Source organism: Streptomyces sp. NPDC059816, assembly GCF_042732055.1.
In the GTDB taxonomy this organism is placed as follows: Bacteria; Actinomycetota; Actinomycetes; order Streptomycetales; family Streptomycetaceae; genus Streptomyces.
In genome coordinates, this window is the sequence record NZ_JBHWIQ010000004.1 from 156,039 (window position 1) to 177,494 (window position 21,456).

20 protein-coding genes are annotated in these 21,456 nt (G+C 72.8%); 11 read left to right on the forward strand and 9 right to left on the reverse strand.

Annotation, left to right across the window (positions count from 1 at the left end; genetic code table 11):
* Window positions 1-297 precede the first annotated feature (297 nt).
* Window positions 298-1,668 carry an SGNH/GDSL hydrolase family protein gene (locus ACFV88_RS07320; RefSeq protein ID WP_385487004.1) on the forward strand — a complete coding sequence of 457 codons (1,371 nt, stop codon included), beginning with the start codon at window positions 298-300 and terminating at the stop codon, window positions 1,666-1,668.
* Window positions 1,669-1,709: 41 nt separating this feature from the next.
* Here the strand turns inward: ACFV88_RS07320 and ACFV88_RS07325 are convergent, their stop codons facing one another.
* On the reverse strand, window positions 1,710-2,747 hold the full coding sequence (locus ACFV88_RS07325; protein ID WP_385487006.1) for an SEC-C domain-containing protein: 1,038 nt from the start codon (window positions 2,745-2,747) through the stop codon (window positions 1,710-1,712).
* A 214-nt stretch (window positions 2,748-2,961) separates the two neighbouring features.
* On the opposite strand from ACFV88_RS07325, the gene ACFV88_RS07330 reads away from it, so the two are divergent.
* Together ACFV88_RS07330 and ACFV88_RS07335 are read left to right on the forward strand one after the other, a co-directional pair.
* Window positions 2,962-3,252, forward strand: a complete 291-nt coding sequence (locus tag ACFV88_RS07330) for a DUF6412 domain-containing protein (protein ID WP_385487420.1) — start codon at window positions 2,962-2,964, stop codon at window positions 3,250-3,252.
* Between the two features lie 334 nt (window positions 3,253-3,586).
* A complete protein-coding gene (locus ACFV88_RS07335; RefSeq protein WP_385487008.1) occupies window positions 3,587-4,354 on the forward strand; it encodes a YidC/Oxa1 family membrane protein insertase in 768 nt (255 codons plus the stop codon).
* A gap of 24 nt (window positions 4,355-4,378) precedes the next feature.
* Here the strand turns inward: ACFV88_RS07335 and ACFV88_RS07340 are convergent, their stop codons facing one another.
* Both ACFV88_RS07340 and ACFV88_RS07345 read right to left on the reverse strand, forming a co-directional pair.
* The gene (locus ACFV88_RS07340; protein ID WP_385487010.1) at window positions 4,379-5,464 is read right to left on the reverse strand and encodes a Gfo/Idh/MocA family oxidoreductase; all 1,086 of its coding nucleotides are present in this window, start codon (window positions 5,462-5,464) and stop codon (window positions 4,379-4,381) included.
* A gap of 112 nt (window positions 5,465-5,576) precedes the next feature.
* Window positions 5,577-8,381 (reverse strand): hypothetical protein, encoded by a 2,805-nt coding sequence (locus tag ACFV88_RS07345; protein ID WP_385487012.1) that lies wholly within the window; start codon window positions 8,379-8,381, stop codon window positions 5,577-5,579.
* Window positions 8,382-8,969: 588 nt separating this feature from the next.
* Between ACFV88_RS07345 and ACFV88_RS07350 the strand changes: the two genes are divergently transcribed.
* Window positions 8,970-9,860, forward strand: a complete 891-nt coding sequence (locus ACFV88_RS07350; RefSeq protein WP_385487014.1) for a hypothetical protein — start codon at window positions 8,970-8,972, stop codon at window positions 9,858-9,860.
* A 42-nt stretch (window positions 9,861-9,902) separates the two neighbouring features.
* Here the strand turns inward: ACFV88_RS07350 and ACFV88_RS07355 are convergent, their stop codons facing one another.
* Complete coding sequence (locus ACFV88_RS07355) at window positions 9,903-11,540, reverse strand: MFS transporter (protein ID WP_385487016.1); 1,638 nt, start codon at window positions 11,538-11,540, stop codon at window positions 9,903-9,905.
* A gap of 313 nt (window positions 11,541-11,853) precedes the next feature.
* On the opposite strand from ACFV88_RS07355, the gene ACFV88_RS07360 reads away from it, so the two are divergent.
* The 5 genes from ACFV88_RS07360 to ACFV88_RS07380 all read left to right on the forward strand — a co-directional run bounded on the left by ACFV88_RS07360 (window position 11,854) and on the right by ACFV88_RS07380 (window position 15,419).
* Window positions 11,854-12,000 carry a hypothetical protein gene (locus tag ACFV88_RS07360; protein ID WP_385487018.1) on the forward strand — a complete coding sequence of 49 codons (147 nt, stop codon included), beginning with the start codon at window positions 11,854-11,856 and terminating at the stop codon, window positions 11,998-12,000.
* Window positions 12,001-12,150: 150 nt separating this feature from the next.
* Entirely contained in the window at window positions 12,151-12,930 is a 780-nt protein-coding gene (locus ACFV88_RS07365; protein WP_385487020.1) for an HAD-IIA family hydrolase, read from the forward strand.
* A 107-nt stretch (window positions 12,931-13,037) separates the two neighbouring features.
* Entirely contained in the window at window positions 13,038-13,652 is a 615-nt protein-coding gene (locus tag ACFV88_RS07370; protein WP_385487022.1) for a hypothetical protein, read from the forward strand.
* Complete coding sequence (locus ACFV88_RS07375) at window positions 13,649-14,320, forward strand: class F sortase (RefSeq protein ID WP_385487024.1); 672 nt, start codon at window positions 13,649-13,651, stop codon at window positions 14,318-14,320. Before ACFV88_RS07370 ends, ACFV88_RS07375 begins: the two co-directional genes overlap by 4 nt.
* Window positions 14,321-14,414: 94 nt before the next feature.
* Window positions 14,415-15,419: a glycoside hydrolase family 6 protein gene (locus ACFV88_RS07380; protein ID WP_385487026.1), complete on the forward strand. Its 1,005-nt coding sequence runs from the start codon at window positions 14,415-14,417 to the stop codon at window positions 15,417-15,419.
* A gap of 13 nt (window positions 15,420-15,432) precedes the next feature.
* On the opposite strand, the gene ACFV88_RS07385 is transcribed toward ACFV88_RS07380, so the two are convergent.
* A complete protein-coding gene (locus ACFV88_RS07385; protein WP_385487028.1) occupies window positions 15,433-15,684 on the reverse strand; it encodes a hypothetical protein in 252 nt (83 codons plus the stop codon).
* The gene (locus ACFV88_RS07390; protein ID WP_385487030.1) at window positions 15,681-15,998 is read right to left on the reverse strand and encodes a hypothetical protein; all 318 of its coding nucleotides are present in this window, start codon (window positions 15,996-15,998) and stop codon (window positions 15,681-15,683) included. Before ACFV88_RS07390 ends, ACFV88_RS07385 begins: the two co-directional genes overlap by 4 nt.
* A 215-nt stretch (window positions 15,999-16,213) precedes the next feature.
* On the opposite strand from ACFV88_RS07390, the gene ACFV88_RS07395 reads away from it, so the two are divergent.
* A complete protein-coding gene (locus ACFV88_RS07395) occupies window positions 16,214-17,710 on the forward strand; it encodes an alpha/beta hydrolase (protein WP_385487032.1) in 1,497 nt (498 codons plus the stop codon).
* A gap of 50 nt (window positions 17,711-17,760) precedes the next feature.
* On the opposite strand, the gene ACFV88_RS07400 is transcribed toward ACFV88_RS07395, so the two are convergent.
* Together ACFV88_RS07400 and ACFV88_RS07405 are read right to left on the reverse strand one after the other, a co-directional pair.
* The gene (locus ACFV88_RS07400) at window positions 17,761-17,985 is read right to left on the reverse strand and encodes a DUF397 domain-containing protein (protein ID WP_385487034.1); all 225 of its coding nucleotides are present in this window, start codon (window positions 17,983-17,985) and stop codon (window positions 17,761-17,763) included.
* Window positions 17,954-18,838, reverse strand: coding sequence for a helix-turn-helix domain-containing protein (locus ACFV88_RS07405; RefSeq protein WP_385487036.1), 885 nt, complete (start codon window positions 18,836-18,838; stop codon window positions 17,954-17,956). Before ACFV88_RS07405 ends, ACFV88_RS07400 begins: the two co-directional genes overlap by 32 nt.
* Window positions 18,839-19,048: 210 nt before the next feature.
* Between ACFV88_RS07405 and ACFV88_RS07410 the strand changes: the two genes are divergently transcribed.
* Window positions 19,049-19,459, forward strand: a complete 411-nt coding sequence (locus ACFV88_RS07410; RefSeq protein ID WP_385487038.1) for an ATP-binding protein — start codon at window positions 19,049-19,051, stop codon at window positions 19,457-19,459.
* A gap of 22 nt (window positions 19,460-19,481) precedes the next feature.
* Here ACFV88_RS07410 and ACFV88_RS07415 read toward each other — a convergent pair whose 3' ends face one another.
* Entirely contained in the window at window positions 19,482-21,419 is a 1,938-nt protein-coding gene (locus ACFV88_RS07415) for a galactose oxidase-like domain-containing protein (RefSeq protein WP_385487040.1), read from the reverse strand.
* Window positions 21,420-21,456: the final 37 nt, after the last annotated feature.

A 21,456-nucleotide genomic window follows, 5' to 3' on the forward strand; every position in this document is an offset into this window, starting at 1 on the left:
GATCCTGGTGGGCATTTGTCCGTTTTCTCGACCCTTCCGCGCGGTCGCGCCGGGGGGGGGCGCGGGGGCCCCCGCCACCCCCCACCCCCCCCCCCCACGGAACCGCGCAGGCCCAGCGGGACGCCCCCTGAGGGGCGCTCCTCACCGTCGTACGCCCGGAACGTCCTACGAGTTCCCGGTGACCACCGGAAAGCGGGGCATTTTCGGACTCCCCGCCCGCGCGTGGGCCGGGTGGCGCATCATGAGGTGATCAGACCGGAGCCTCGGGGGGCTCCCCGTCCGAGGAGCGAGTGACGTATGACCGAGCGTCCCGACCGGGCTCCGGGGGCCTTCCGCTCCCGCGGCGGCGTCCTGCTGGCCGTGCTGCTCGGCCTGGTGCTGCTGGTCTCCGGCGGCATCTGGACCGGCACGGCGCGCACCACCGACGACGGCCCCCGGGCCCGCACCGTACCCGGGCCCCGTACCGAGAGCGCGGGTCCCGGCTCCGTGTCGGCCGACTCCGCTTCGGCCGGCCGCTGGGCCACGAGCTGGGCCACCGCACCCGCCGGCGCCGAACCGGGGACCGCCTCGGGCGGCCTCGCCGACTGGTCCGTCCGCAACGTGGTGCACACCAGCATCGGCGGCACCGGCGCCCGGGTGACCCTCTCCCACCTGTACGGGACGACCCCGCTGCACGTGACGCACGCGACGCTCGCCGTGGCCGCGGACCGGGAGTCCGCGGCGGCCGTGCGCGGCACCGTCCGTCGGCTGACCTTCGCGGGGCGGGCCTCCGTACGGGTGCCGCCCGGCGGTCAGGTGGTCTCGGACGCGGTGGCGCTCCGGGTGCCCGCCGACGGACACGTGCTGATCACTACCTACGCGCCGACCCCGTCGGGCCCGGTGACGTACCACCCGAGGGCCCGCCAGACCTCGTACCTGGCCCGGGGCGACCACGCGGGCGCGGTGAGCGGCGCCGCGTACACCCGCAAGACACCCGTATGGCGGTACGCGACCGCACTGGACGTCCGCGGCGGGGGCGCGCAGGGCACCCTGGCCGCGTTCGGCGACTCGCTCACCGACGGGGTCACCGCCACCGTCGACGCCGACCGCCGCTGGCCCGACGTGCTCGCCGACCGGCTGCGCGCCGCCCCCGACGGGCCCCGTTACGGCGTCGCCAACCTCGGCATCAGCGGCAACCGCATCCTGTCCGACGGCACCGGGGACCCGGCCGACAACCCGCGGGGCCTGACCCGCTACCCGCGCGACGTGCTGGACCGCAGCGGGGTGCGCGCGGTGGTGATCGCCCTCGGCATCAACGACGTCCTGCGCACCCCGCACGTCACCGACCCGGAGCGCATCACCGCCGGTCTGCGCGAACTGACCCGCAGCGCCCACGCCCGCGGGCTGCGCGTCCTCGGCGCCACCCTGATGCCCTTCCACGGCCACCGCGGCTACCGCGACGACCTGGAGGAGGTCCGGCAGGCGGTGAACACCGAGATCCGCGCGGGCGGCGTCTTCGACGAGGTCGTCGACTTCGACCGGGCCCTGCGCGACCCGTACCACCCGAAGGCCCTGCACCCCCACTACGACTCCGGTGACCACCTGCACCCCAGCGACGCGGGCTACCACCGCATGGCGGAGACCGTCGACCTGGACGCCCTGCGGGGACGGGCGCCCGCGGCCCTGTGACCGACCGACACCCCCCGGCCCCGGCGCCCGTCGAGCGGGGGTCAGCGCACCCCGTGGCACTCCCCGTAGGTCCGGCCCGAGGCGCACCAACAGGGGTCCGTGGCCGCCGGCGGCCACGGCCGGGCCCGCCCCCGGGACGCCAGGGTGGTGGCGTACTGGGGGAGCAGCGACACCTCGGCGGGGCCGGCGCCCTCGGAGGCGGCGAACGCCTCGTAGGACGGCACCGTCGCGGTGACGATGCCGAGGTTCGGGGTGCCCGAGGCGGCCAGCTCGCGCAGTGCGGCCTCTATCGTCGCGAGGTGCTCCTCGTGCGAGGGGTACTCCTCGACGAGCGACGGGTACGCCGCGACGAGTTCGGCGAGCTCACCGGCCGGCCAGTGCAGCACCGCCACCGGGAAGGGACGGGACAGCTGTTGGCGGTAGCCGCCCAGTTCGGCGCGGAGCCGGGAGATCTCGGCCCGTAGCTCCGCCGGGTCGTCCGACCCCAGCGACCACACGCGTTTCGGGTCGTGCAGTTCGTCCAGCGGCACCGGCCCCGTGTGCAGGCCGTCCGCCAGGGTGTCCCAGGCGTCGTGCGCCTCGCCGAGCATCCGCCGCACCCGGTGCCGTCCGAACAGCACCGGCCGCACCTCCTGCGGCGGCTCGGGGTCCTCGCCCGCCGTGCCCATCAGCACCGTCGCCGCCCGGGTGAACGTCTCGTGGGCGTCCTGGAGTTCGTCGTGCGCCTCCAGGGCCTCCGCGACGATCACCCACGGGCCGGGGGTGCGCGGCGCGGTGGCGCGCACGCCGTCGATGATCGCGCGGGCCTCGGCCTCGTGGCCGTACTCCCACAGGTTGGCGGCCTTCAGCGCGCGGACCAGCGCGGGGTTCTCCAGCGGGACGGCGGCCCCGGGCGACAACAACCGGTCGTACAGGGCGCTGGCGCGTGCGCGTTCACCCGCGAGTTCGAGGTGCGCGGCGGCCTGCGACAGCAGGTGCTCGGCGTCCTGGGGATAGAGCCCGGCCGTGCGCTCCAGGCGCTCGGCTTCGGCAACGTGGGCGGCGGAATCGGCGTGCTCGGCAGGGGTGTCGGGGCGCATGACACCACACCGTACTGCGGAGCACCGACGGTGGTGGGGCGAGCCGGAGCCCACCACGGGACTCCCGGCCGCGGGGCACGATCCTGTATAACGGCCTGTACGGTGACGGGTGGGAGACCACTTCGGTCGGGGAGGGCACAACGTGCACGGCGGGACGGGGAACACGGCGGTACGCACCCGACGGTCGTCGGGTCGGTCGTCGACGTTCCGGTTCCTGGCCGCCCTCGGCGTGTTCGCCGTCTTCGAACTGCTCCTGCTCCACCTCGCCGACACCGGCAGCCTCTCCGCCGCCGTCGCCCTCGCGGCGACCGCCGCCGCCGGCACCGCCCTCGCCGCCGGCTTCCTCACGGCGGCCCACCGGGTGCCCGCCGTGCCGCGGACCCGGGTCCGTACCGCCCTGCGCGATCGGGAGCGGCGCACCGCCTTCCTGCCCCAGCGCGATCCCGACGCGGCGGGCCGCACCCGCCCCCGGGCGCCGGGGCGCGCGGTCGTGACGGCCGCCTAGGCGGAGCCGCCCCGGGGTCTCCCGGGACGTCCTGACATCCGCCCGGTACCCCTCCGGGGTGTCGCCGTGGTGCCTCCCGCGCCGTACGGGCGCTGAAACCCGTACCCGGGACCCACCGCCGGCGCCGCCGACGGGCCGTCACCCCAGTGCGCCGTCACGCCGCTCCCGCCGGGCCCCTGCCCGCGGGACCCGGCCGACCGCCCTGGTCACCCGACCGACCCGTCATGTTCCGCCCGTGCCCCGCACCCCGCCGTGCCCCGCACCCGCCGCCCCGCGCCCGGGTGCGCCCGGTGCTGCGGTGCGCCCGCACGGCACCGCCCGGAAGGGACCCCGCATGTCCGTCTTCTCCGTCTTCTCCTCGGGACTCTCGGCGTTCGCCGACCTCGTGGCCCTGCTCGCCGATCTGCTCACCCCGCTCTTCGGCGGCGCCGCCACCGCTGCCGCGATCGTCCTGTTCACCGCTCTGGTGCGGCTCCTCGTCCACCCGCTGTCCCGGGCGGCGGCCCGCGGTCAGAAGGCGCGGGCCGCACTCGCACCCCAGGTGGCCAAGTTGCGGGCCCGGCACCGCCGCGACCCGGAGCGGCTCCAGCGCGCCGTGCTGGAACTCCACGCCAAGGAGAAGGTGTCGCCGCTGTCCGGATGCCTGCCGAGCCTGCTCCAGGTGCCCGCGTTCTTCCTGCTGTACCAGCTGTTCTCCAGCTCCCGGATCGGCGGCGAAGCCAATGCGCTGCTGGACCACGCACTCGGCGGGGCGCCGCTCGGGGACCGCTGGACGGACGCCTGGGCGCACGGCGGCCCCTTCGGCGGCGCGGGGGCCGTGTACCTGCTGCTGTTCCTGGTGGTGGCCGTCGTCGCGACGCTCGGCTACCGCCTGACGAAGGCCCAGCTGGCCGCGGCGCCGGCGCTGGCGGCGGACGCCGAAGCGCTGCCGGGCATGGCCGCGATGACCCGGTTCATGCCGCTGATGGGGTTCCTGACGCTGGTGACGGTCGCCGTGGTGCCGTTGGCCGCCGCCCTGTACGTGGTCACCAGCGCGGCATGGACGGTGGCCGAACGCGCCCTGCTCTACCGGACCCCGGCGCCCGCGGCGTCCGCAGGCTGAACCCGCGCACCCCGGCCCGGGGCCTCACAGGGTCACCGGGCCGCCCTGCTCGGCGGACCGGCGGGCCGCCTCCAGGACGTCGAGGGCGGCGGCGGCCTCCTCGGGCGGCACCGGGTTGGGCGCGCCGTCGCGCACCGCCGCGCCGATCGCCGCGTAGAACGCGGGGTAGTCGCCCGGCACGCTCGGCTCGGGCCGCCCCCCACCCGTCAAGGGGGACTCGCCGGAGCCGACCCGCCCCCACATCGCCTCCGGCTCCACGCCCCAGGCGGCGCCGGGACCGGGCCGCGCCCCCTCGCGCAACGCGGCCTCCTGCGGGTCCAGGCCGTACTTGACGTACCCGGCGCTGGAGCCGAGGACCCTAAAGCGGGGGCCGAGCTGCGCGGTGGCGGAGGACACGTGGAGGTGGGAGCGGACCCCGCCGGCGTGGGTCAGCGCGAGGAAGGTGTCGTCGTCGGCCTCGGCACCGGGGCGGCGTACGTCGACCTCCGCGTACACCGTCGTCACCGGGCCGAACAGGACGAGCGCCTGGTCGACGACATGGCTGCCGAGGTCGTACAGCAGCCCGCCGATCTCGGTCGGGTTCCCCGACTCGCGCCAGCCGCCCTTCGGCTGCGGACGCCAGCGTTCGAAGCGGGACTCGAACCGCCAGACGTCCCCGAGTTCACCGGTCCCGAGGAGTCGGCGCAGGGTGAGGAAGTCGTTGTCCCAGCGGCGGTTCTGGAAGACGGACAGCAGCAGTGAGCGTGCCCCGGCGAGCGCCGCCAGCTCCCGGGCCGCCGCCGCGGTCCCGGCGACCGGCTTGTCCACGACGACCGGCAGACCCGCCTCCAGGGCGGTGGTGGCCAGCGGTACGTGCGTCTTGTTGGGCGAGGCGACGACCACGAGGTCCAGTTCGTCCGCCCGCTCCCACAGTGCGTCGGCCGTGTCGACGGTGCGCACGCCCGGGTGGGCCTTCCCGGCCTGCTCCCGGCGCTCGGGGTCGCCCGTGACGACGGTGTCGAGGACCAGCCCGTCATCGGCGGCGATCAGCGGGGCGTGGAAGACGGAGCCCGCGACTCCGTAACCGATGAGCCCGACGCGGAGCGGGGAACGGCTGGCGGCTGTCGTCATGCGGGCCACTCAACCAACGCCGTCGCCCCCGTGCAAGGACGGGGGCGACGGCGTCGGGTGCGTGCCGGTGGACCCGGCCCCGCCCGAACGGCGCGGCCGGGTCCACCGGGGGTCAGGCGGTGTCCCGCACGGTCCCGGTGAACTCCGGGCCGTACTGCACTTCGCCGCTCTGCTCGTCGTTGACGGCGAGCTGGAGCCGCAGGTGCTCCGTTCCTTCGCTCACCGTGTCGGCGAGGGTCGGCACGGACACCAGTGCGCTCCGCTCACCGCGCGGCACGTTGAGCCACAGCCACGGGTGGTAGGGCTCCGGGTAGACCCGGGACAGCGGGAGCTCCGGGTTCGGCTCGATGCTCAGCTGGTCCCGCAACCAGGTCGGGTCGACGTCCTTGGTGGACAGTTCGGCGCCGGAGGCGACGGGGAGGATGCGGAGGTTCGCCAGGTAGAAGTCCGACTCGGTGGCCGCGGACAGGGCGACCCGCCAGCTCAGCGGCTTCCCCTCGGCCACGTCATCGGCGACCGGCGTCACGGTCACCTCGGGCATCGGATCGTCGTTGAGCACGGTCATCGAGCCGTCGGTCGCACCGACCACCGCGCCGCGCACCGCCTTGGCGTACACGTAGTTCCACTCGGACTCCCCGAAGAGCTTGTCGCCCTTCACCGTGAACGGGATGTCCACTCCCTGGCTGCCCGGCTTGACGGTCACCGTGCGGTGCTTGACGCCCTGGCCGGGGGAGACCACGAACACCCGGACCTTGCCGCTGCCCTGCCCGGAGACGCTGACCGGGAGCCGGACGGTACGGGTACCGGAGTCGCCCTCCTTGACGGTGATGTTGCCGAGGTCGAGACGCGGCATGTTCTTCGCCGGGTCGGGCGCCGGGGTGCCGGGGCGCCAGCCCCAGGCGTCCATCAGCAGCAGCTCGCCCTTGGTGGTGCGCGGGACGAGTTCGAGGCTCTTGAGCTTGCTCTGGTCGAGCCCGGCGCGCACCGCGGCCTTCAGCGGGACGCGGACCTCACGGGCCCAGCCGGAGGTGGTCATGCGGGTGCCGGGCAGCCCGTCCACCTTGACCTGACCCAGTTCGGCCCGACGGCCGTTGGTGTCGGTGATGCGGACGTCCAGCTTGGTGCCGGTGGTGTTGGGCGGCACGATCACGCGCAGCGCGAGGGAGTCGGAGCCCTTCACCGAGAACGGGCGGGACGGCGTCACCTTGACGGGGGAACCCGTACGGGACCACTTGGCCGTCACCGCGTGCCGGTCCGGCTCGGAGGGGACCGTCCACCAGGCGAAGTGCGGGGAGCGGAACACGCTCTCCTCGGGCAGGCAGCTCTTCGCCTCGTTCCGGTCGACCTGGTTGCAGACCTTGCCGCCGGTGACCTTGGTGGAGGTGGTGGGCAGGACCGCGGGCTTGCGGTGAGCGCCGACCGCATGGGTGAGGACGCGGGCCGGGCCCGCCGAGGGCGCGCTGCGGTGCGAACCGTCGAGCAGCGGGCGGACCTTGTCGTCACCGGCGACGAACAGCCGGGCCGCGGCGGCGATGTACGTCGACCCGGCCTTCTGCTGCTGGGCCGGCTTCAGCCGGGTGGCCGTACCGACCGAGCACACCGCGTCGACGTTGCCCTCGTCCCAGTCGTCGTTCGCGGGGGCGACGGCCTGGCCGGGGGTCCACTCGGTGTTGAAGTAGTTGTGGTTGGCGCCGATGACGTAGGCACTGCTGTGGAGTGCTTTGCCGCGGCTGGTGCCGCGGGTGCCGTCGGCGTAGATCTGGCCCTGGAGGTCGGAGACGTCTCCGTCGCAGCCGGGGAGCAGGGTGAGGGAGGGCACGTCGGGTGCGGGGTTGTGGCCGAAGATGGTGGGGCCGATGAGGACGGTGCCGCGGATCTTCCAGCGGACGGGTCCGCGGTAGCCGTCGGCGGTGGCGGGTGCCCGGTGGAGGGTGTCGAGGGCGGCGCGGTTGACGCCTTCGCCGCCGCGGGAGTGCCCGACGAGCAGGACCTTGTCCAGGTCGGCCTTGGGCAGTCGCTTGACGGCCGCGGGTGCGGTGGCCGGGTCCTTCGCCCACCCCGCCCAACGGGCCAGGTGCTGACGCACCAGGGACGAACGGGCCTGCGCGCCGGCGTCCTCGACCCGGTGGTCCTGGCCGTTGACGCCGTTCGCGGAGATCGAGACGGTGACGTAGCCCTGCGAGGCCAGCAGCTTCTGGTCGTGCAGATAGCCCTTGTAGCTGGGGATCTGCTGGAAGCCGGAGGCACAGGGCCAGTCGATGTTGTCCTCACCGGCCGCGTTGTAACAGGTCGCGTGGCGGCCGTGCAGGAACAGGACGAGGGGGCGGGGGCCGGTCGCGTTCTTGGGCCCGACGACGGTGGCCTTCATCTCGACCTTGGCCGGGAAGTCCGGCAGCTTCACCGAGGAGAGGCTGTACTCGCCACTGGTCGTCTGGTAGCGGCCCTTCACGCCCGGGTCCACGGAGTTCGCCGGCGCCAACGGCGGGATCGCGGCGCGCTGTTCGGGGGCGGCTCTACGGCGGGCCTCGGCCTGCTGCCCCGCCTCGTCCAACCTGCGCCCGCTCGCCAACACCTTCAGATCGTCACCGGCACCGACCTGCGCGGCGCCCAGGGGGAGCCGGAAGGTCCGCTGGTCCTTCGAGGCGACCGGTACGCCCAGCCGGACGTCCCCGGCGTGGAACTCGACGCGCGAGTCACCGATCGGAACGGGCTTCGACGCGGTCCAGACGAGCTCCCGCTCCTGGCCCGCGCCGGATATTCGCCAGCCGTCCGGCAACTGGCCGCCGGTCGACCGCGGGGCCTGTTCGGCGTTCGCCGGTGCCCCCTCCTGCGTGGCGTACGCCAACTCCGGTACACCCGCCGCTAGTACGAGTGCCGCCGTGGTGGCGACTCCCGTACGCCAGGCTCTGGTGGTCAAGGTGGTCCTCCTTGCAGCTAGGGCACAGGGGTCCCTGGGGGATCAGGGGCCCCTCCCTTCACCCAGAGGGAGGCGGGGGCGGACATGAGGGTTGCGTTCCCGGCAGAGTTGGCGGGTTCCCGACGTTTGGGGCCGGACGAGGACGTCGGGGGCGAGCCGGACGGGGCACCGGGACGTGGTCCGGGCGAGGACACCTCAGGTCCGGGGCGACCCGGGGACCGCAGGAGGGGAGCGGTCCCCGGGCCCGACGCCGGACCCCGGTTCCAGGGGGGCGGGGTCCGACGCCCGCCGAAGGGGTCCCGGCCGCGACGGATGCCGTCGCGCACGGTGGCCGAGCGTCCCCGGCCCCCCCTGCCCCGGAGGACGGACGACACGGCGCCCGGGTTGCCTACCGCGGAACACCGCCTCGAAGCGGAGCGGGCGACCCGGTGGCTGCGGGTGGCGCGGCGACCACTCGAACGGTGCCCGGACGGGCCCGGTGTTCAGGGGACAGCCGGACGCCGATCGGGTGGGTGTCCGGCGCCCGCCGTTCGCCCCGGGCGCCCCGCTGGAAGCCTCCAGGTGCCACCGAACCGGGAGGCCGCCGCCATGACCCCGCCCGCCCCGTACCCGTCCCGCACCGGTCGTCTCCTCCGGCTCCTCGCCGCCGCGGCCCTGGCCCTCGTCCCCACCGCGCACGCCGTCCCCACCGCCCACGCAGTCCACGCCGTCCATGCAGCCCATGCCCCCGCGGCCCCGGCGCCCGCCCCCGCGCTGCTCGGGCTGCCGCTGCCCGCGGCCACCGCCCGCCCCGAGGCGTTCCCGCTGAGCGCCCGGGTGGCGGACGCCCCCGCCGACTACCGCCCCGGTGCGCCCCCCGCCACCTGGACGCTCACCGTGACCAACCGCACGGCCACCGCGTTCCGTTCCGTGTACCCGATCGTCGTCCTCGCCGACGACCGGCGACGGCTGCGGGCCGCCCAGGTGCGGCTGGACTTCCACGACGGCACCCGCTGGCACCCCGCGCGGATCGAACGGACGGAGCGCGACGAGAACGTGGCCGTGCCGGACGACGCCTTCCCCGGCTTCACCATCGGTCCTCGCGCCGAGCTCGCCGTCCCGGTCCGGCTCGCCCTCGCCGCGGACGCGACCGCCGACCGGGTCACGGCCAGCGCCGCCCTGGTCCAACGGGACCACGAGGACGGCGCCTGGGTCGGCGCGGCAGCCCCGTACGCCTTCCGGGTGACCCCGGGCGGACCCCCGCCCCCCGGCCACCCGCGCACCTCCCCGTCCGCCGCCGCCCCCTCCACCGGACCGGAACCGTCCGACGCCTCGCCCGCTGATCCCACCGATCCCTCCGACGCCCCGGCGGCCGACCCCCACCAGCTGGCGATGACCGGCCAGCGGGCGTCCGCCCTCGTCGCCGCCGCGGCGGCCCTGCTGCTCGCCGGCACCACCGTCTACCTGATGGCCCGTCGCATCAGACCACCGCGGCGGTAGCTCGGACCCGCCCCGTCACACCGCCCGCATCACACCGCCCCGTCACATCGTGCGCCCCACGGTCTGCCCCTCCGTCCCGTCCGTCCCGTCCGTCCCGTCCGGCTCGTCGGGACCCTTCGACGAGCCGGGGGCGTCGGGGTCGCCGGCCTCCCGGGGTCCCGTCGCCCGGGTGACCGGGACGCCCCGCAGCCGCAGCCCCGCCCAGACGGCGGTGGCCACCGTCACCACCCCGGCCGCCGCGGCGGTGACGTTCAGCCCCTGCGTCAACGCCTGCCGCGAGGCCGCCAACAGGGGCTCCGCCAGGCTCCCCGGCAGGTCCGCCGCGACCGACTCGGCCCCGCCCAGGGTCTTGCGCACGGTGTCCGCGGCGCCGGCCGGCAGCCCTGCCGGCAGACCGTCCCCGACCGAGGTCCGGTACACCGCCGTCCCGAGGCTGCCGAGCAGCGCGACCCCGAGCGCCACCCCCAGCTCGCCGCTGCTCTCGGACATCGCCGACGCCGCCCCCGCCCGCCGGGACGGCGCCGCACCGATCACCAGGTCCGTGCAGAGGGTGATCATCGGGCTGAGGCCCAGCGCCACCATCAGGTACCCGAGGACCAGCACCGTCAGATCGTGCGGCCCGGCCGCGCCCAGCACCCCGAACCCGGCGCCCGCCAGGGTCAGCCCCGCGGCGATCACCACCGAGGGCCGCCACCGCCGGACGAGCACCGGGGCCAACATCGAACCCGCGACCGTCCCCAGCGACGCCGGGACCATCCACACCCCGGCGAGCAGCGGCGACAGCCCCAACACCTCCTGGAGGTACAGGGCGATGAACACCTGCGTCCCGCCCATCGCGAACATCCCCAACAGATACGTACCGAGCGAGGTGTTGATGACCCGGTCCCGCAGCAGCGCGAGGTCCAGCAGCGGTTCGGTCAGGGCGAGTTGCCGCCGGACGAACCAGGTGCCGAGCGCGAGCCCGGTGACGCCCGCCGACACGGTCGTCCAGGCGAAGCCGTGCGCGGCGGTCTCCTTGACCGCGTAGACGACGCCGATCATCGAGCCGATCGACAGCAGCACGCTCGTCGGATCCACCCGCCCGCTCTCCGGGTCCCGGTACTCGGGCAGCAGCAGCGGTCCCAGGACCAGCAACAGCAGCATCACCGGCACCCCGAGCAGGAAGACCGAGCCCCACCAGAAGAACTCCAACAACAGCCCGCCCAGCAACGGGCCCACCGTCGTGCCCACGGAGAAGCTGGTCATCACCACGGCGATCGCCACCCCGCGCTGCGCCGGGTCCACGAACATCACCCGGACGAGCGAGAGGGTCGACGGCATCAACGTCGCGCCCGCGAGCCCGAGCAGCGCCCGTGCCGCGATCAACGTCTGCGGGCTGTCCGCGTACGCGGCGAGCACCGAGGCGACGCCGAACAGGGTGGCCCCCGCCAACAGCAGCTTCCGCCGCCCGTACCGGTCGCCCGCCACCCCCATCGGCACCAGGGCGCCCGCGATGAGGAAGCCGTACACATCCATGATCCACAGCAGCTCGATGGACGAGGGGCCGAGATCGGCGCTCAGCTGGGGGACCGCCAGGTACAGGACGGTCACGTCCATGGAGACGAGGAGCGTCGGCAGGGCGAGCACGGCGAGCCCGGCCCACTCCCGCCGTCCGGCGCGCGCGGGCGCCTGGCTGGTCATCAAGGTCTGCCTCCGTCGTGTGGGGGCGGGTGCGTGGGGCACCCGGGTACGGGGATGCGCCGCTGCACCTGGGCGGGCGGCACCGTGACGCGCGGCCACGGCAGGGCACTTGTACCGGCCCGGGGCCGGTGCCGGGTACACCGGCCGGGGGCCGTCACCTCCACTTGACCGATGGGGGAGGGTGGTCAGCGGGTCGTATCGGAGACGACGTGTTTTCCCCGGGGGCGGGTAGGTGCGAGGTGGCGGCCCCGGGGGCGCGGAATCGACGGGGCACGGCCGGTGTTGAGCGGACAGAGCCGATGAGGAGAAGAAGATGGCCGGACTGTTGAGCAAGATCATGAGCTTTGTGCGCAGCCCGCAGGGGCAGCGGGCGGTGAGCGAGGTACGACGGGCCGCCGCCGACCCGCGCCGCCGGGCGCAGGCCCAGCAGCTGTTGGGCAAGCTGCGCGGTCGCCGCTGAGCGCGCGCTGCGGGGCCCTCGGGACCTGCGGTTTCCCGGTGACCGGCAGGGTCAGTATCCGGCCGTGGTGACTAATCTGGGTGGCGTCGGCACAGAGTCGTTCCGGCGCCACACCAGCACCGCAGTCACGGATTCCCAGGAGACCGGCACATGGCAGAGCGCAAGCCCATCGAATCGTGGCTCACCGACATGGACGGGGTCCTGATCCATGAGGGCGTGCCGATTCCCGGCGCGGACGCGTTCATCAAGAAGCTGAGGGAGGGCGACCGTCCCTTCCTCGTGCTGACGAACAACTCCATCTACACCGCGCGGGACCTGCACGCGCGGCTCGCCCGCATGGGTCTCGACGTGCCCGTCGAGAACATCTGGACCTCCGCGCTCGCCACCGCGCAGTTCCTGGAGGACCAGCGGCCCGGCGGCACCGCGTACGTCATCGGCGAGGCGGGCCTGACCACCGCCCTGCACGACATCGGTTACGTGCTGACCGACCACGACCCCGACTACGTCGTCCTGGGCGAGACCCGGACGTACTCCTTCGAGGCGATGACCAAGGCCGTCCGACTGATCAACGACGGCGCCCGGTTCATCTGCACCAACCCCGACGAGACCGGACCGTCCACGGAGGGCCCGCTGCCCGCGACCGGTTCCGTCGCCGCGCTGATCACCAAGGCCACCGGCAAGGACCCGTACTTCGCGGGGAAGCCCAACCCGCTGATGATGCGGACGGGACTGAACGCGATCGGTGCGCACTCCGAGACCAGCGCGATGATCGGCGACCGGATGGACACGGACGTCCTCGCCGGACTGGAGGCCGGGATGGAGACCTTCCTGGTGCTCACCGGACTCACCACGCGGGAGCAGATCGGGAAGTTCCCGTTCCGCCCCTCCTGGGTGGTCGACTCCATCGCCGACCTGGTCGACCGCATCTGATCCCTACATGGGTGGCGGAATGTGTCCCTCGAACGGAGCAGTGGGGGCGGGGTGGCGGGGCGGGGACCGGGTCGGCGCGTGAACCTGGGGGTACCAGGAGGTTCACGATGCGCATCCGCTCGCTCGCACAGCGTTCCACCGGGGTGGTCGTCGCCCTGGCGGCCCTGTCCCTGACCGGCACCGGCGTCGCTGCGGCAGCGACCGGCCCGGAGCAGGAACCCGCCGTCCTGGCCGTACGCCCCACGGCGGCACCCCCGGGCACCGAGGTCGCCCTGACCGTCACCGGCTGCCCGGGCACCACCGGCCGCGCCCGGTCGGACGCGTTCGTCGCCCCCGCCGACCTCGCCCCGGCCCCCCGCGGCACCGGACTGTTCGCCGAGGCGCGACTGCGGTCCGGTGCGGCGCCCGGCCCGTACGGAATCACCGTCAGCTGCGCCGGCCGGGACCACGTCGTCCCCGCGGCCGTGCGCGTGGTCGAACCGGGCCGACAGGGCGGCCCCGGTCGAGCGGAGCCGGACGCGCCGGCCGCCACGCCGACCGCGCCGGTCAGCGCGGGCGGCGGCGGAGCCCCCGGGCCCGAGGCGGAGGACCGCGAGGGCACCGGCCCGGGGCTGCGGCAGGCCGTCGTCGGCCTGGTCCTCGCCTGCGTCGCGGCCCTCGTGGTCGTGGGGCGCGGCCTGCGCGCCCGCCGCCCGGACGGCGACCGGAACCGGGCCTCATGACCGCCCGCTCCCGAGTCGCGGGCCGCCTCGCGATCGCCGCGGCCTGGGCGGTCCTGCTGTCCGGACTGTGGCTCTGGGGCCGCGAGATCACCTCCGTACCGCCGCCCGCCCCGGACCGGGGCACGGGCCCGGTCCGGGGCGATGTGGCGGCCGTGGGCCGACCGCTCGGCGCGGGGCTCCCCGCCGCGCACCGGCCGCTGGCCCCGGCCCGGCCCGAGCGGGTGGACGTTCCCCTCGCGGGTGTCCTGGCGCCCGTGGTGCCCCGCGGACTGGATGCGGCGGGAGCCGTTGCCGCGCCGCCGCTCGACCAACCCGGCACCGTCGCCTGGTACGGCACGGGCACCGCTCCCGGGGCGGCCGGCGCGGCGCTGTTCGTCGGGCACGCGGACGGCCGCAGCGGGCCCGCAGTCTTCCACCGGCTGCGGACCCTGGTCCCCGGCGACGCGGTCCGGGTGGTCCGCTCGGACGGCACCGTCGCCGGGTTCACCGTCGAGGACGTCCGGATCGTCGACCGGGACCACTTCGACGCGGCGCAGGTGTACGGACCGCACCGGGACGGCCGGGCCGAACTCCGACTGATCACCTGCGGCGGGAAGTTCGACCGGGCGAGCGGCACGTACCGCGCGAACGTCGTGGTGTCCGCGTACCTGACGGGCGTCCAGCGCTGAACCGGGCCCTGTCGAGGAGGCGGGGCGGCCCGGCGACCCGTCAGGTCGCGTATGTCAGGATTGGACCTCGGACGGCGCACCCAAGGGGGACTGGATGTACGGCAAGGTGAGGGCGTCGATAGCCACGGTGGGGGCGACGCTGCTGCTCGTGGCGTGTTCCTCGTCCGGTGACGACTCCGGCGGCGACAAACCGAAGCCGGTCCAGCAGCAGCCGAAGGACAAGGACCCGTACTGGGTCAACCCCCAGGGCAAGGCCGCCGATCAGGTCGCCTCCTACGAGCAGGACGGCAAGGACGACGAGGCCGGCCTCATCCGGCGGATCGCCGAGCAGCCCACGGCGGACTGGGTCGGCCCCGAGAACCCGGAGGACCAGGTCCGCGGGATCACCGAGGCGGCCGAGGCGGCCGACCGGGACGCGCTGCTCGTCCTCTACAACATCCCGCACCGCGACTGCGGCCAGTACTCCGGCGGCGGCGCGGCGGACGGCAACGCCTACCGGGCCTGGATCGACGGGGTGGTCAAGGGCATCGGCGACCGCCGGGCGACGGTCGTCCTGGAGCCCGACGCGGTCCTGCACCTGGTCGACGGCTGCACCCCGCAGCAGTTCCACGAGGAGCGGTACCACCTGCTGTGGGGCGCGGTCGAGAAGCTCAAGTCCTCGAAGAACACCAAGGTGTACGTGGACGCGGGCAACGCCGGCTGGGGCAAGCCCGACCAGATCTTCGAGCCGCTGAAGCGCGCGGGCGTGCAGAAGGCGGACGGCTTCTCGGTCAACGTCTCCAACTTCTACTCCACCGCCGACAGCATCCGCTACGGCAAGGAACTGTCCGCGAAGGTCGACGGCAAGCCCTTCGTCGTGGACACCAGCCGCAACGGCAACGGCCCCTACACCGAGGGCGAACCGGCCGAACGCTGGTGCAACCCCCCGGGCCGGGCGCTCGGCGAGGTCCCCACCACCCAGACCGGTGACCCCCTGGTCCACGCCTTCCTCTGGGTCAAGCGGCCCGGCGAGTCGGACGGCGAGTGCAAGGGCGGCCCCAAGGCGGGGGACTGGTGGCCCGAGTACGCACTGGAGCTGGCGAAGGCCGGCAAGGGCTGAGCGCGCGGGCCCGTCAGCCGGTGTGAACGATCGTCACCACGGAGATGGTCAGCACGTTCTGGCTGATCCAGTACATGGTGACCGTCCCGGCAACGGCGGCCTGACGCCTGTCGTTGATGCCGCCGACCGGACTGCCGAAGGCGTAGGGGCTCCGTGCGATACGAGTCATCTCCTGCTGGAAGTTGCGCAGGCGGTCCGGGGAAGCCTTCTCCAGGGCACGCAACGCTGCGCGCGCTTCATCGCTGTACTGGATGCGGTAGCTCACGCGGTGCCGCCTTCCTCGTCCAACAGAGCCAGTTCGGGGATGTCCTCGGCCGGGGTGAACCCGGTGAAGTCGCCCCGCTCCAGCCTGCGGAACGTCTCTTCCTGGCGGGCCAGCAGATCGGGGCGGGTCTTGAGGGCCCAGGCCGCCAGCTCTCCGTAGAGGTCCTGGGCGGGTGTGGTCTCCACGGCGCTGTCGAACTCCGGCCGCAGTTCGGAAGCGAGCGCCCGCCGGATGCCTCCGACCGTCGCGGGCAGGGCGATCTCCTCGCCGCCGTCGTACACGGAGAACGAGGGTTCGTCGGGAGTCTGGGACACGGATGTTCCTCCGGGGTCGGCCGATCGATGACTGCGTCCGGCCGGTCAGTATTCCGGCACCCACGGGCCAAGGGGAGGGCTGCACCCGCCGGTTCACCTGGACGAGTCACCTGCTGGAGGCCCCCGGTGGGTCCGCTCGCGCCCGGGCCCGCCTGTTACGTTGCCGTCACCTGTTCATGGAGTCGTCACCATGCCGGGCGTGAACCATTCCGCGCATGAGTACGAGCAACCGCACGAACGCCACTTCCCGCACCCGGCGGCGGGCCCTCCCCACGCTCTCCACGCTCCTCGCGCTGTCCGCCTCGGCCGCCGCCCTCTCTGCCCCGGGCGCCGCAGCCGCCGGCACCCCCGCCCCCGCGTCGTCCATCAAGTGGGGCGTCTGCTCCAAGTCCGAGCCGTGGTCCCCGGACCCCAGCCCCCACGCGCAGTGCGGAACGGTCAAGGTGCCGTTGGACTGGTCGAAGCCGAAGGGCCCGACGATCGACCTCTTCGTAGCCCGGTACGCGGGCACCGACCCCGGACGACGCATCGGCGTCCTGGTGTCGAACCCGGGCGGCCCCGGAGCACCCGGAGCCGAGGACGTGATCTACGCGGACGATCCCCGGTCCGGCTACGACCCGGCCATGCTGAAGCGCTTCGACATGGTCGGCTTCGACCCGCGCGGCGTCGGCCGCAGCCAGGGCGCCCGCTGCGACGAGACGGTCAGCGAAACGACCCCGATCCGCCCCCGCGACGCGGCCGGGTTCGACCGGCTGCGCGCCCGGAACGGCAAGCTGGCGGACAAGTGCCGGAAGCTGACGGGCCCGCTCGCCGCGCACATGGACACCGAGAGCGTGGCCCGTGACGTGGACGCGATCCGCGCCGCCCTCGGCGAACCCCGGATCAGCTTCCTCGGCCACTCCTACGGCACGCTCATCGGCGAACGGTACGCGCGATTGTTCCCCGGCAAGCTCCGCGCCCTGGCGCTCGACAGCGCGATGGACCCGGACCGGCCGGACGTCGAGCGCTACCTCACGGAGGGCAGCACCACCCTGGAGGGCGCGTTGCAGCGGTTCGCCAACTGGTGCGCGAAGGACACGACCTGCGTACTGAAGGGCCGGGACGTCAAGGCCCTCACGGCCGAACTGTTCGCCCGCGCCGATGCGGGCACGCTCCGCGACCCGGGCCCGAACGGCCCGACCGGGACGAAGATCGGACCCGACCGACTGGCGGACCAACTCACCTTCCGCGTGGGCGACTACACCCCGGAGGCGCTGGCCGAGGACCTGTCCGCCCTGCGCACCGGAAAGGGCGAGGTGCACTGGCTCCCCGCCCGCAACAACCTCGAATCACAGCTCGTGCTCTGCCGGGACTACGACTTCCGCATCCGCGACTACGCCCACTACCGGGCCATCCTCAAGCGGGTCGCCAAGGCCGCGCCGCACGTCCGCTACAACAGCCAGGCACTGGACACCGTCCTCGGCTGCCAGGGCTGGACCGAGCCGCCGAAGCCGCAGCCCGCGAAGGTGGCGGGTGAACTCCCGCCCGTCCTCGTGGTCAACGCCGTCCATGACTTCGCGACCCCGCTGCCGGGCGCGCAGCGCATGGCGCGCGCCTTCCCCAAGGGGAAGCTGGCCACGTGGGACGTCGCGGGGCACTGGCTCTACGGCCGCAGCGACCTGCCCGAAGCGCGGCGGGCCATCGACGCGTACTTGACCAGCCCGAAGGGCTGAGTCAGGGTACGGGGGCGGACCGCCCGCGCGGTGCGGTGCGCCCCCGTGCGTCAGACTCCGCCGCTTCGGACGCCGTTGACGAACCGGGTCCACGTGTCGGCGTCGACGACGAGTGCTCCCCGGCTGCGATCCGCGGTGTCCCGTACGGCCTGACGGCCGGAGCGGAGTGCGCCGCGCTCGACGCAGTTGTTGTCAGTGCCGCTGTAGCTGCTCTTGTGCCAGTACGCGCCTGTCAGCTCGCCCTCAGCGGTTCGGGGCGCGGACTCGGAGGCCATCGTCCACTTCCTTGATGAGATCACGGACGTACTGCTGCGTAGCAGTTAGGGACAAGGCGGCGGCCGTTAGCTCGTCCCACGCCTTCGAGTACGCCTGGACGTGCCGTCGCTGTTCCAGCAACGTACCACCGGTGATCTGCTCCAACCAGATCAGATCGACCGGGGGCTCCCCTCGTAGGCTGAAGATGCTGAACGGTCCGTACTGCTCCATGAGAAGGGACGCGTTCAACGGGAGGACCTGAATGTGAACGTTGGACCGCCTGCCGATTTCGAGTAGGTGGTTGAGCTGCTCCTTGATGACGTCAGGACCTCCCTCAATGCGGTGCAGCGCGGTCGCGTCGATGACGGTGCGCAGGCGGAAGTCGCCTGAGTTGTCGAGTAGTTCCTTGCGCTTGAGTCGAATTCGGACCAACTGCTCCACACGCTCCGGCTCCACACCTGCGGCGCCGAACATGGTCCGCATGTACGTTTCGGTCTGGAGGAGGCCGGGCACCAAGTTGTGCTCGTAGTCCCGTACGAAGTCCGAGTCGGCTTCCAGCGTGAGGTAGTCCCTCAACGAGTCGTGGATCAGCGGATCTTGGCCGCTCCACCAGTCGACCCGATGGATCTCCTTGGCGAGTCGCTTGAGGCTGGCGCGGTAGGTGTCGTCCTCGACCCCGTAGAGGTCCAACAGGATGGTCATGTCCAGTGGTCGGACCCCGCGCTTGCCGTTCTCGATCTGACTGATCTTCGGCTTCCCGCACTCCAGCGCGTCGGCGACGTCCTGCGGGCTGAGTTCGGCTTCGGTGCGGAGCCGTCGCAGTTCGTTGCCCAGTCGGCGGCTGCGCATGGTCGGCATATCGGCTTGAGGCATGGCCCACATGATGGCGATGAGTCTGTTTCGACAGGCAGCCTTCACAGGCCGGTTCACTCTTTTGGGATCAGTCCACTAGGAAACGTTGCCTACGGAAGCAGGGCCGGTCCATAGTCTTGCCCGTCACTCACCGCACTCTTTACGTAACGGAGTGCTGGTCATTCGCTATGCGTCGCGCTGTGCGGCGCCGCTGGAGGAGCCATGGTCGTCATGGCGGAAGAAGGGGCGCGGCAGTACCGGCAGGAACTGACCGCCGACCCGCGCACCTTCGCCATCGTCCGTCGTACCGTCACCGCCCACGTCCGCTACTGGGGGTGGACCCAGCAGGTCGGCCCGGCCGCGATGTGCGTGACGGAGATGCTGGCGAACGTACGGGACCACGCCGGCCGTCCCGACTGCGTGTTGATACTGCGGGCGACCTCGTTCGAGCTGCGGATCACCGTGAGCGACCGCAGCCCCGTGCTGCCGGTGGTCCGCCAGCCCGACTGGTGCAGCGAGAACGGGCGCGGCATGTGGCTGCTCGGCGCCAACGCCGACGCCTGGGGCGCGGAGCCCACCGCACGGGGCAAGGACGTGTGGGTGGCGTTCACGCGGCGGGCCGAGGTGTTCGCGACCCCGTGACGGGTCGCCGCGCGGAACCGGGTTACGGCACCCGCACCCACTGGGCCTTGCTCGGGGTGCCCCGGTCGTCGGTGACGAACAGCATGTACCAGCCGGACTGGACCAGGTTGCGGTTCTTCGGGACGGTCACCGTGACGCTGCCCTCGCCCTTCTTCACGTCCAGGGCGATGGACTTCTGGTCGATGTCCGTGACGTGCGTGGACGCGCTGGGCCGCATCAGCCGGGCCGACTTGACGGTGGAGCTGTCCCGGGTGGTGAAGGTCGCCGAGCCGCCGAGCTTGATGGTCTTGGGGCCGCCGCTCAGCGAGGGCCGCTCGTCCCGGAACAGGTACGGCGGGGTGTAGATCTCGACTCGCTGCTCGAACGTGCCGGGCTTGGTGTTGGCCTTGTCGTCGTACAGCGGGTCCGAGCCGAAGAACATCAGCCGGCCGTCGGGCAGCAGGACCGACCCGGAGTGGTAGTTGCGGCCGACCAGCGGATCGGCGACCCGCTCCATGCTGTTGTCCTTCGCGTCGTAGATGCGGGCCTGGAGGATGTCGGAGGCGCCGCGCCCCCGGTAGTCCTCCGAGCCGCCGGAGATGAGGACCGTGTCGTCGGGGAGGACCGACGCCTGCGGGTAGCGGGTGCCCTTCTCCAGCTCGGGGCCGTCCTCGAAGCGGGGCTCGTCGGCGAGGAGGTCGACGAGTCGGGTCTTCTTGCTCGACTCCTTCGACTCACCGACCCCGCCGCCACCGACGACCATGTACTTCTCGTTCTGGGCGGGCGGCAGCAGCACCGTCTGCGAGGTCTCCATCAGCTTCGGGTCACTGAGCCCGGGGACCTTGTTGAACTTGTTCGACGCGAGGTCCCAGACGCCCGGGTCGCGGCCCACGTCGGCGGGTCCGTACCCGGCGTTGGAACCGGAGTAGAAGAGCTTGCCGTTCTGCATCAGGGAGACGGCCGGGTACGTGGGGAACTGGCGCACGCCCTTCGTGTACTCCCAGCCCTTGGTCTTCGGGTCGTACACCTCGTTCTTGCCGGGGACGAGCTGACCGATCTCGTCCAGCCCGGAGAGGCTGAGGACCTTCCCGTCGGTGAGGGTGGTGAGCGTCGGGTACCAGCGCGCCTCCTTCATCGGGTCGACCTGGATGTACTTCTCGGCGATCGGGTCGAACTCGAAGGAGTCCTTGATGCCCTGGAAGTCCTTCTTGTCCAGGGCGAGTTTCTCGGCCATGCCGTACGTGTTGCGGGCGTCCGTGCCCTTCAGGCCCCCGACCACGTAGTTGTCCTGGGTGCCCGTCTCGTGTTCGGCGCCGCTCTTGGCCGCCTCGACGTAGATCCGGCCGAGCCCGGGGTCGTTGCGCAGGAACCTGCCGGTCTCCTTGTCGAACACCTTCTTCGCCCGTTCCACGACCACCGGGTCCTTGGAGACGAACGTCTTGCCGTTGGTCTTGCCGGTGAAGGTGGTGCCCGCGGGAATCGTGATCGGCTTGTCCGGGTTCTCGTTGTGCACGACCATCAGCCCGCCGGCCTTGGTCACGTCGCCCTGGAGCTTCTCGTACCGCTTGGTGCCGCCGGCGATCAGCAGGTTGCCGTTGCCGAGCTGGGTGTGGCCGGAGCAGAAGAGGTCCGTCGGGGTGTCGATCTTCTTGACCTTGTTGGTCTCCGGGTCCCAGAGCCTGGTGTCGAACTGCTGGTTGTCGAAGTTCTCCTGGTTGTTCCCGGAGCCCGCGACCATCAGGACCTTGCCGGTGCGCAACAGGGCCGCGTGGATGGTGTTCTGGCGGTACTCCTCGGGGAAGTCGAGGATCTTCCACTGCCCGTTGGCGGCTTTGTACTCCGGCTTGTTGATCGTGTACTCGTGGTACTTCTCGGATCCGAACCGGTAGAGCGCCGGGCCGTTCATGGCGGCCAGCGCGACCGCGACCGCCGCGCCTATCGCGATACGGCGGGCGCGGCGGCGGCTGGAACGGTCTTTCACGGCTTACCCCGATGTGACTGGTAGTGGTATCGCGGAC

Excerpts from the sequence above, each read along its gene's own strand:
- ACFV88_RS07320 (WP_385487004.1), top strand. The coding sequence starts at position 298 with ATGACCGAGCGTCCCGACCGGGCTCCGGGGGCCTTCCGCTCCCGCGGC.
- ACFV88_RS07325 (WP_385487006.1), bottom strand. The coding sequence starts at position 2,747 with ATGCGCCCCGACACCCCTGCCGAGCACGCCGATTCCGCCGCCCACGTT.
- ACFV88_RS07335 (WP_385487008.1), top strand. The coding sequence starts at position 3,587 with ATGTCCGTCTTCTCCGTCTTCTCCTCGGGACTCTCGGCGTTCGCCGAC.
- ACFV88_RS07340 (WP_385487010.1), bottom strand. The coding sequence starts at position 5,464 with ATGACGACAGCCGCCAGCCGTTCCCCGCTCCGCGTCGGGCTCATCGGT.
- ACFV88_RS07350 (WP_385487014.1), top strand. The coding sequence starts at position 8,970 with ATGACCCCGCCCGCCCCGTACCCGTCCCGCACCGGTCGTCTCCTCCGG.
- ACFV88_RS07355 (WP_385487016.1), bottom strand. The coding sequence starts at position 11,540 with ATGACCAGCCAGGCGCCCGCGCGCGCCGGACGGCGGGAGTGGGCCGGG.
- ACFV88_RS07360 (WP_385487018.1), top strand. The coding sequence starts at position 11,854 with ATGGCCGGACTGTTGAGCAAGATCATGAGCTTTGTGCGCAGCCCGCAG.
- ACFV88_RS07365 (WP_385487020.1), top strand. The coding sequence starts at position 12,151 with ATGGCAGAGCGCAAGCCCATCGAATCGTGGCTCACCGACATGGACGGG.
- ACFV88_RS07370 (WP_385487022.1), top strand. The coding sequence starts at position 13,038 with ATGCGCATCCGCTCGCTCGCACAGCGTTCCACCGGGGTGGTCGTCGCC.
- ACFV88_RS07375 (WP_385487024.1), top strand. The coding sequence starts at position 13,649 with ATGACCGCCCGCTCCCGAGTCGCGGGCCGCCTCGCGATCGCCGCGGCC.
- ACFV88_RS07380 (WP_385487026.1), top strand. The coding sequence starts at position 14,415 with ATGTACGGCAAGGTGAGGGCGTCGATAGCCACGGTGGGGGCGACGCTG.
- ACFV88_RS07395 (WP_385487032.1), top strand. The coding sequence starts at position 16,214 with ATGAGTACGAGCAACCGCACGAACGCCACTTCCCGCACCCGGCGGCGG.
- ACFV88_RS07400 (WP_385487034.1), bottom strand. The coding sequence starts at position 17,985 with ATGGCCTCCGAGTCCGCGCCCCGAACCGCTGAGGGCGAGCTGACAGGC.
- ACFV88_RS07405 (WP_385487036.1), bottom strand. The coding sequence starts at position 18,838 with ATGCCTCAAGCCGATATGCCGACCATGCGCAGCCGCCGACTGGGCAAC.
- ACFV88_RS07410 (WP_385487038.1), top strand. The coding sequence starts at position 19,049 with ATGGCGGAAGAAGGGGCGCGGCAGTACCGGCAGGAACTGACCGCCGAC.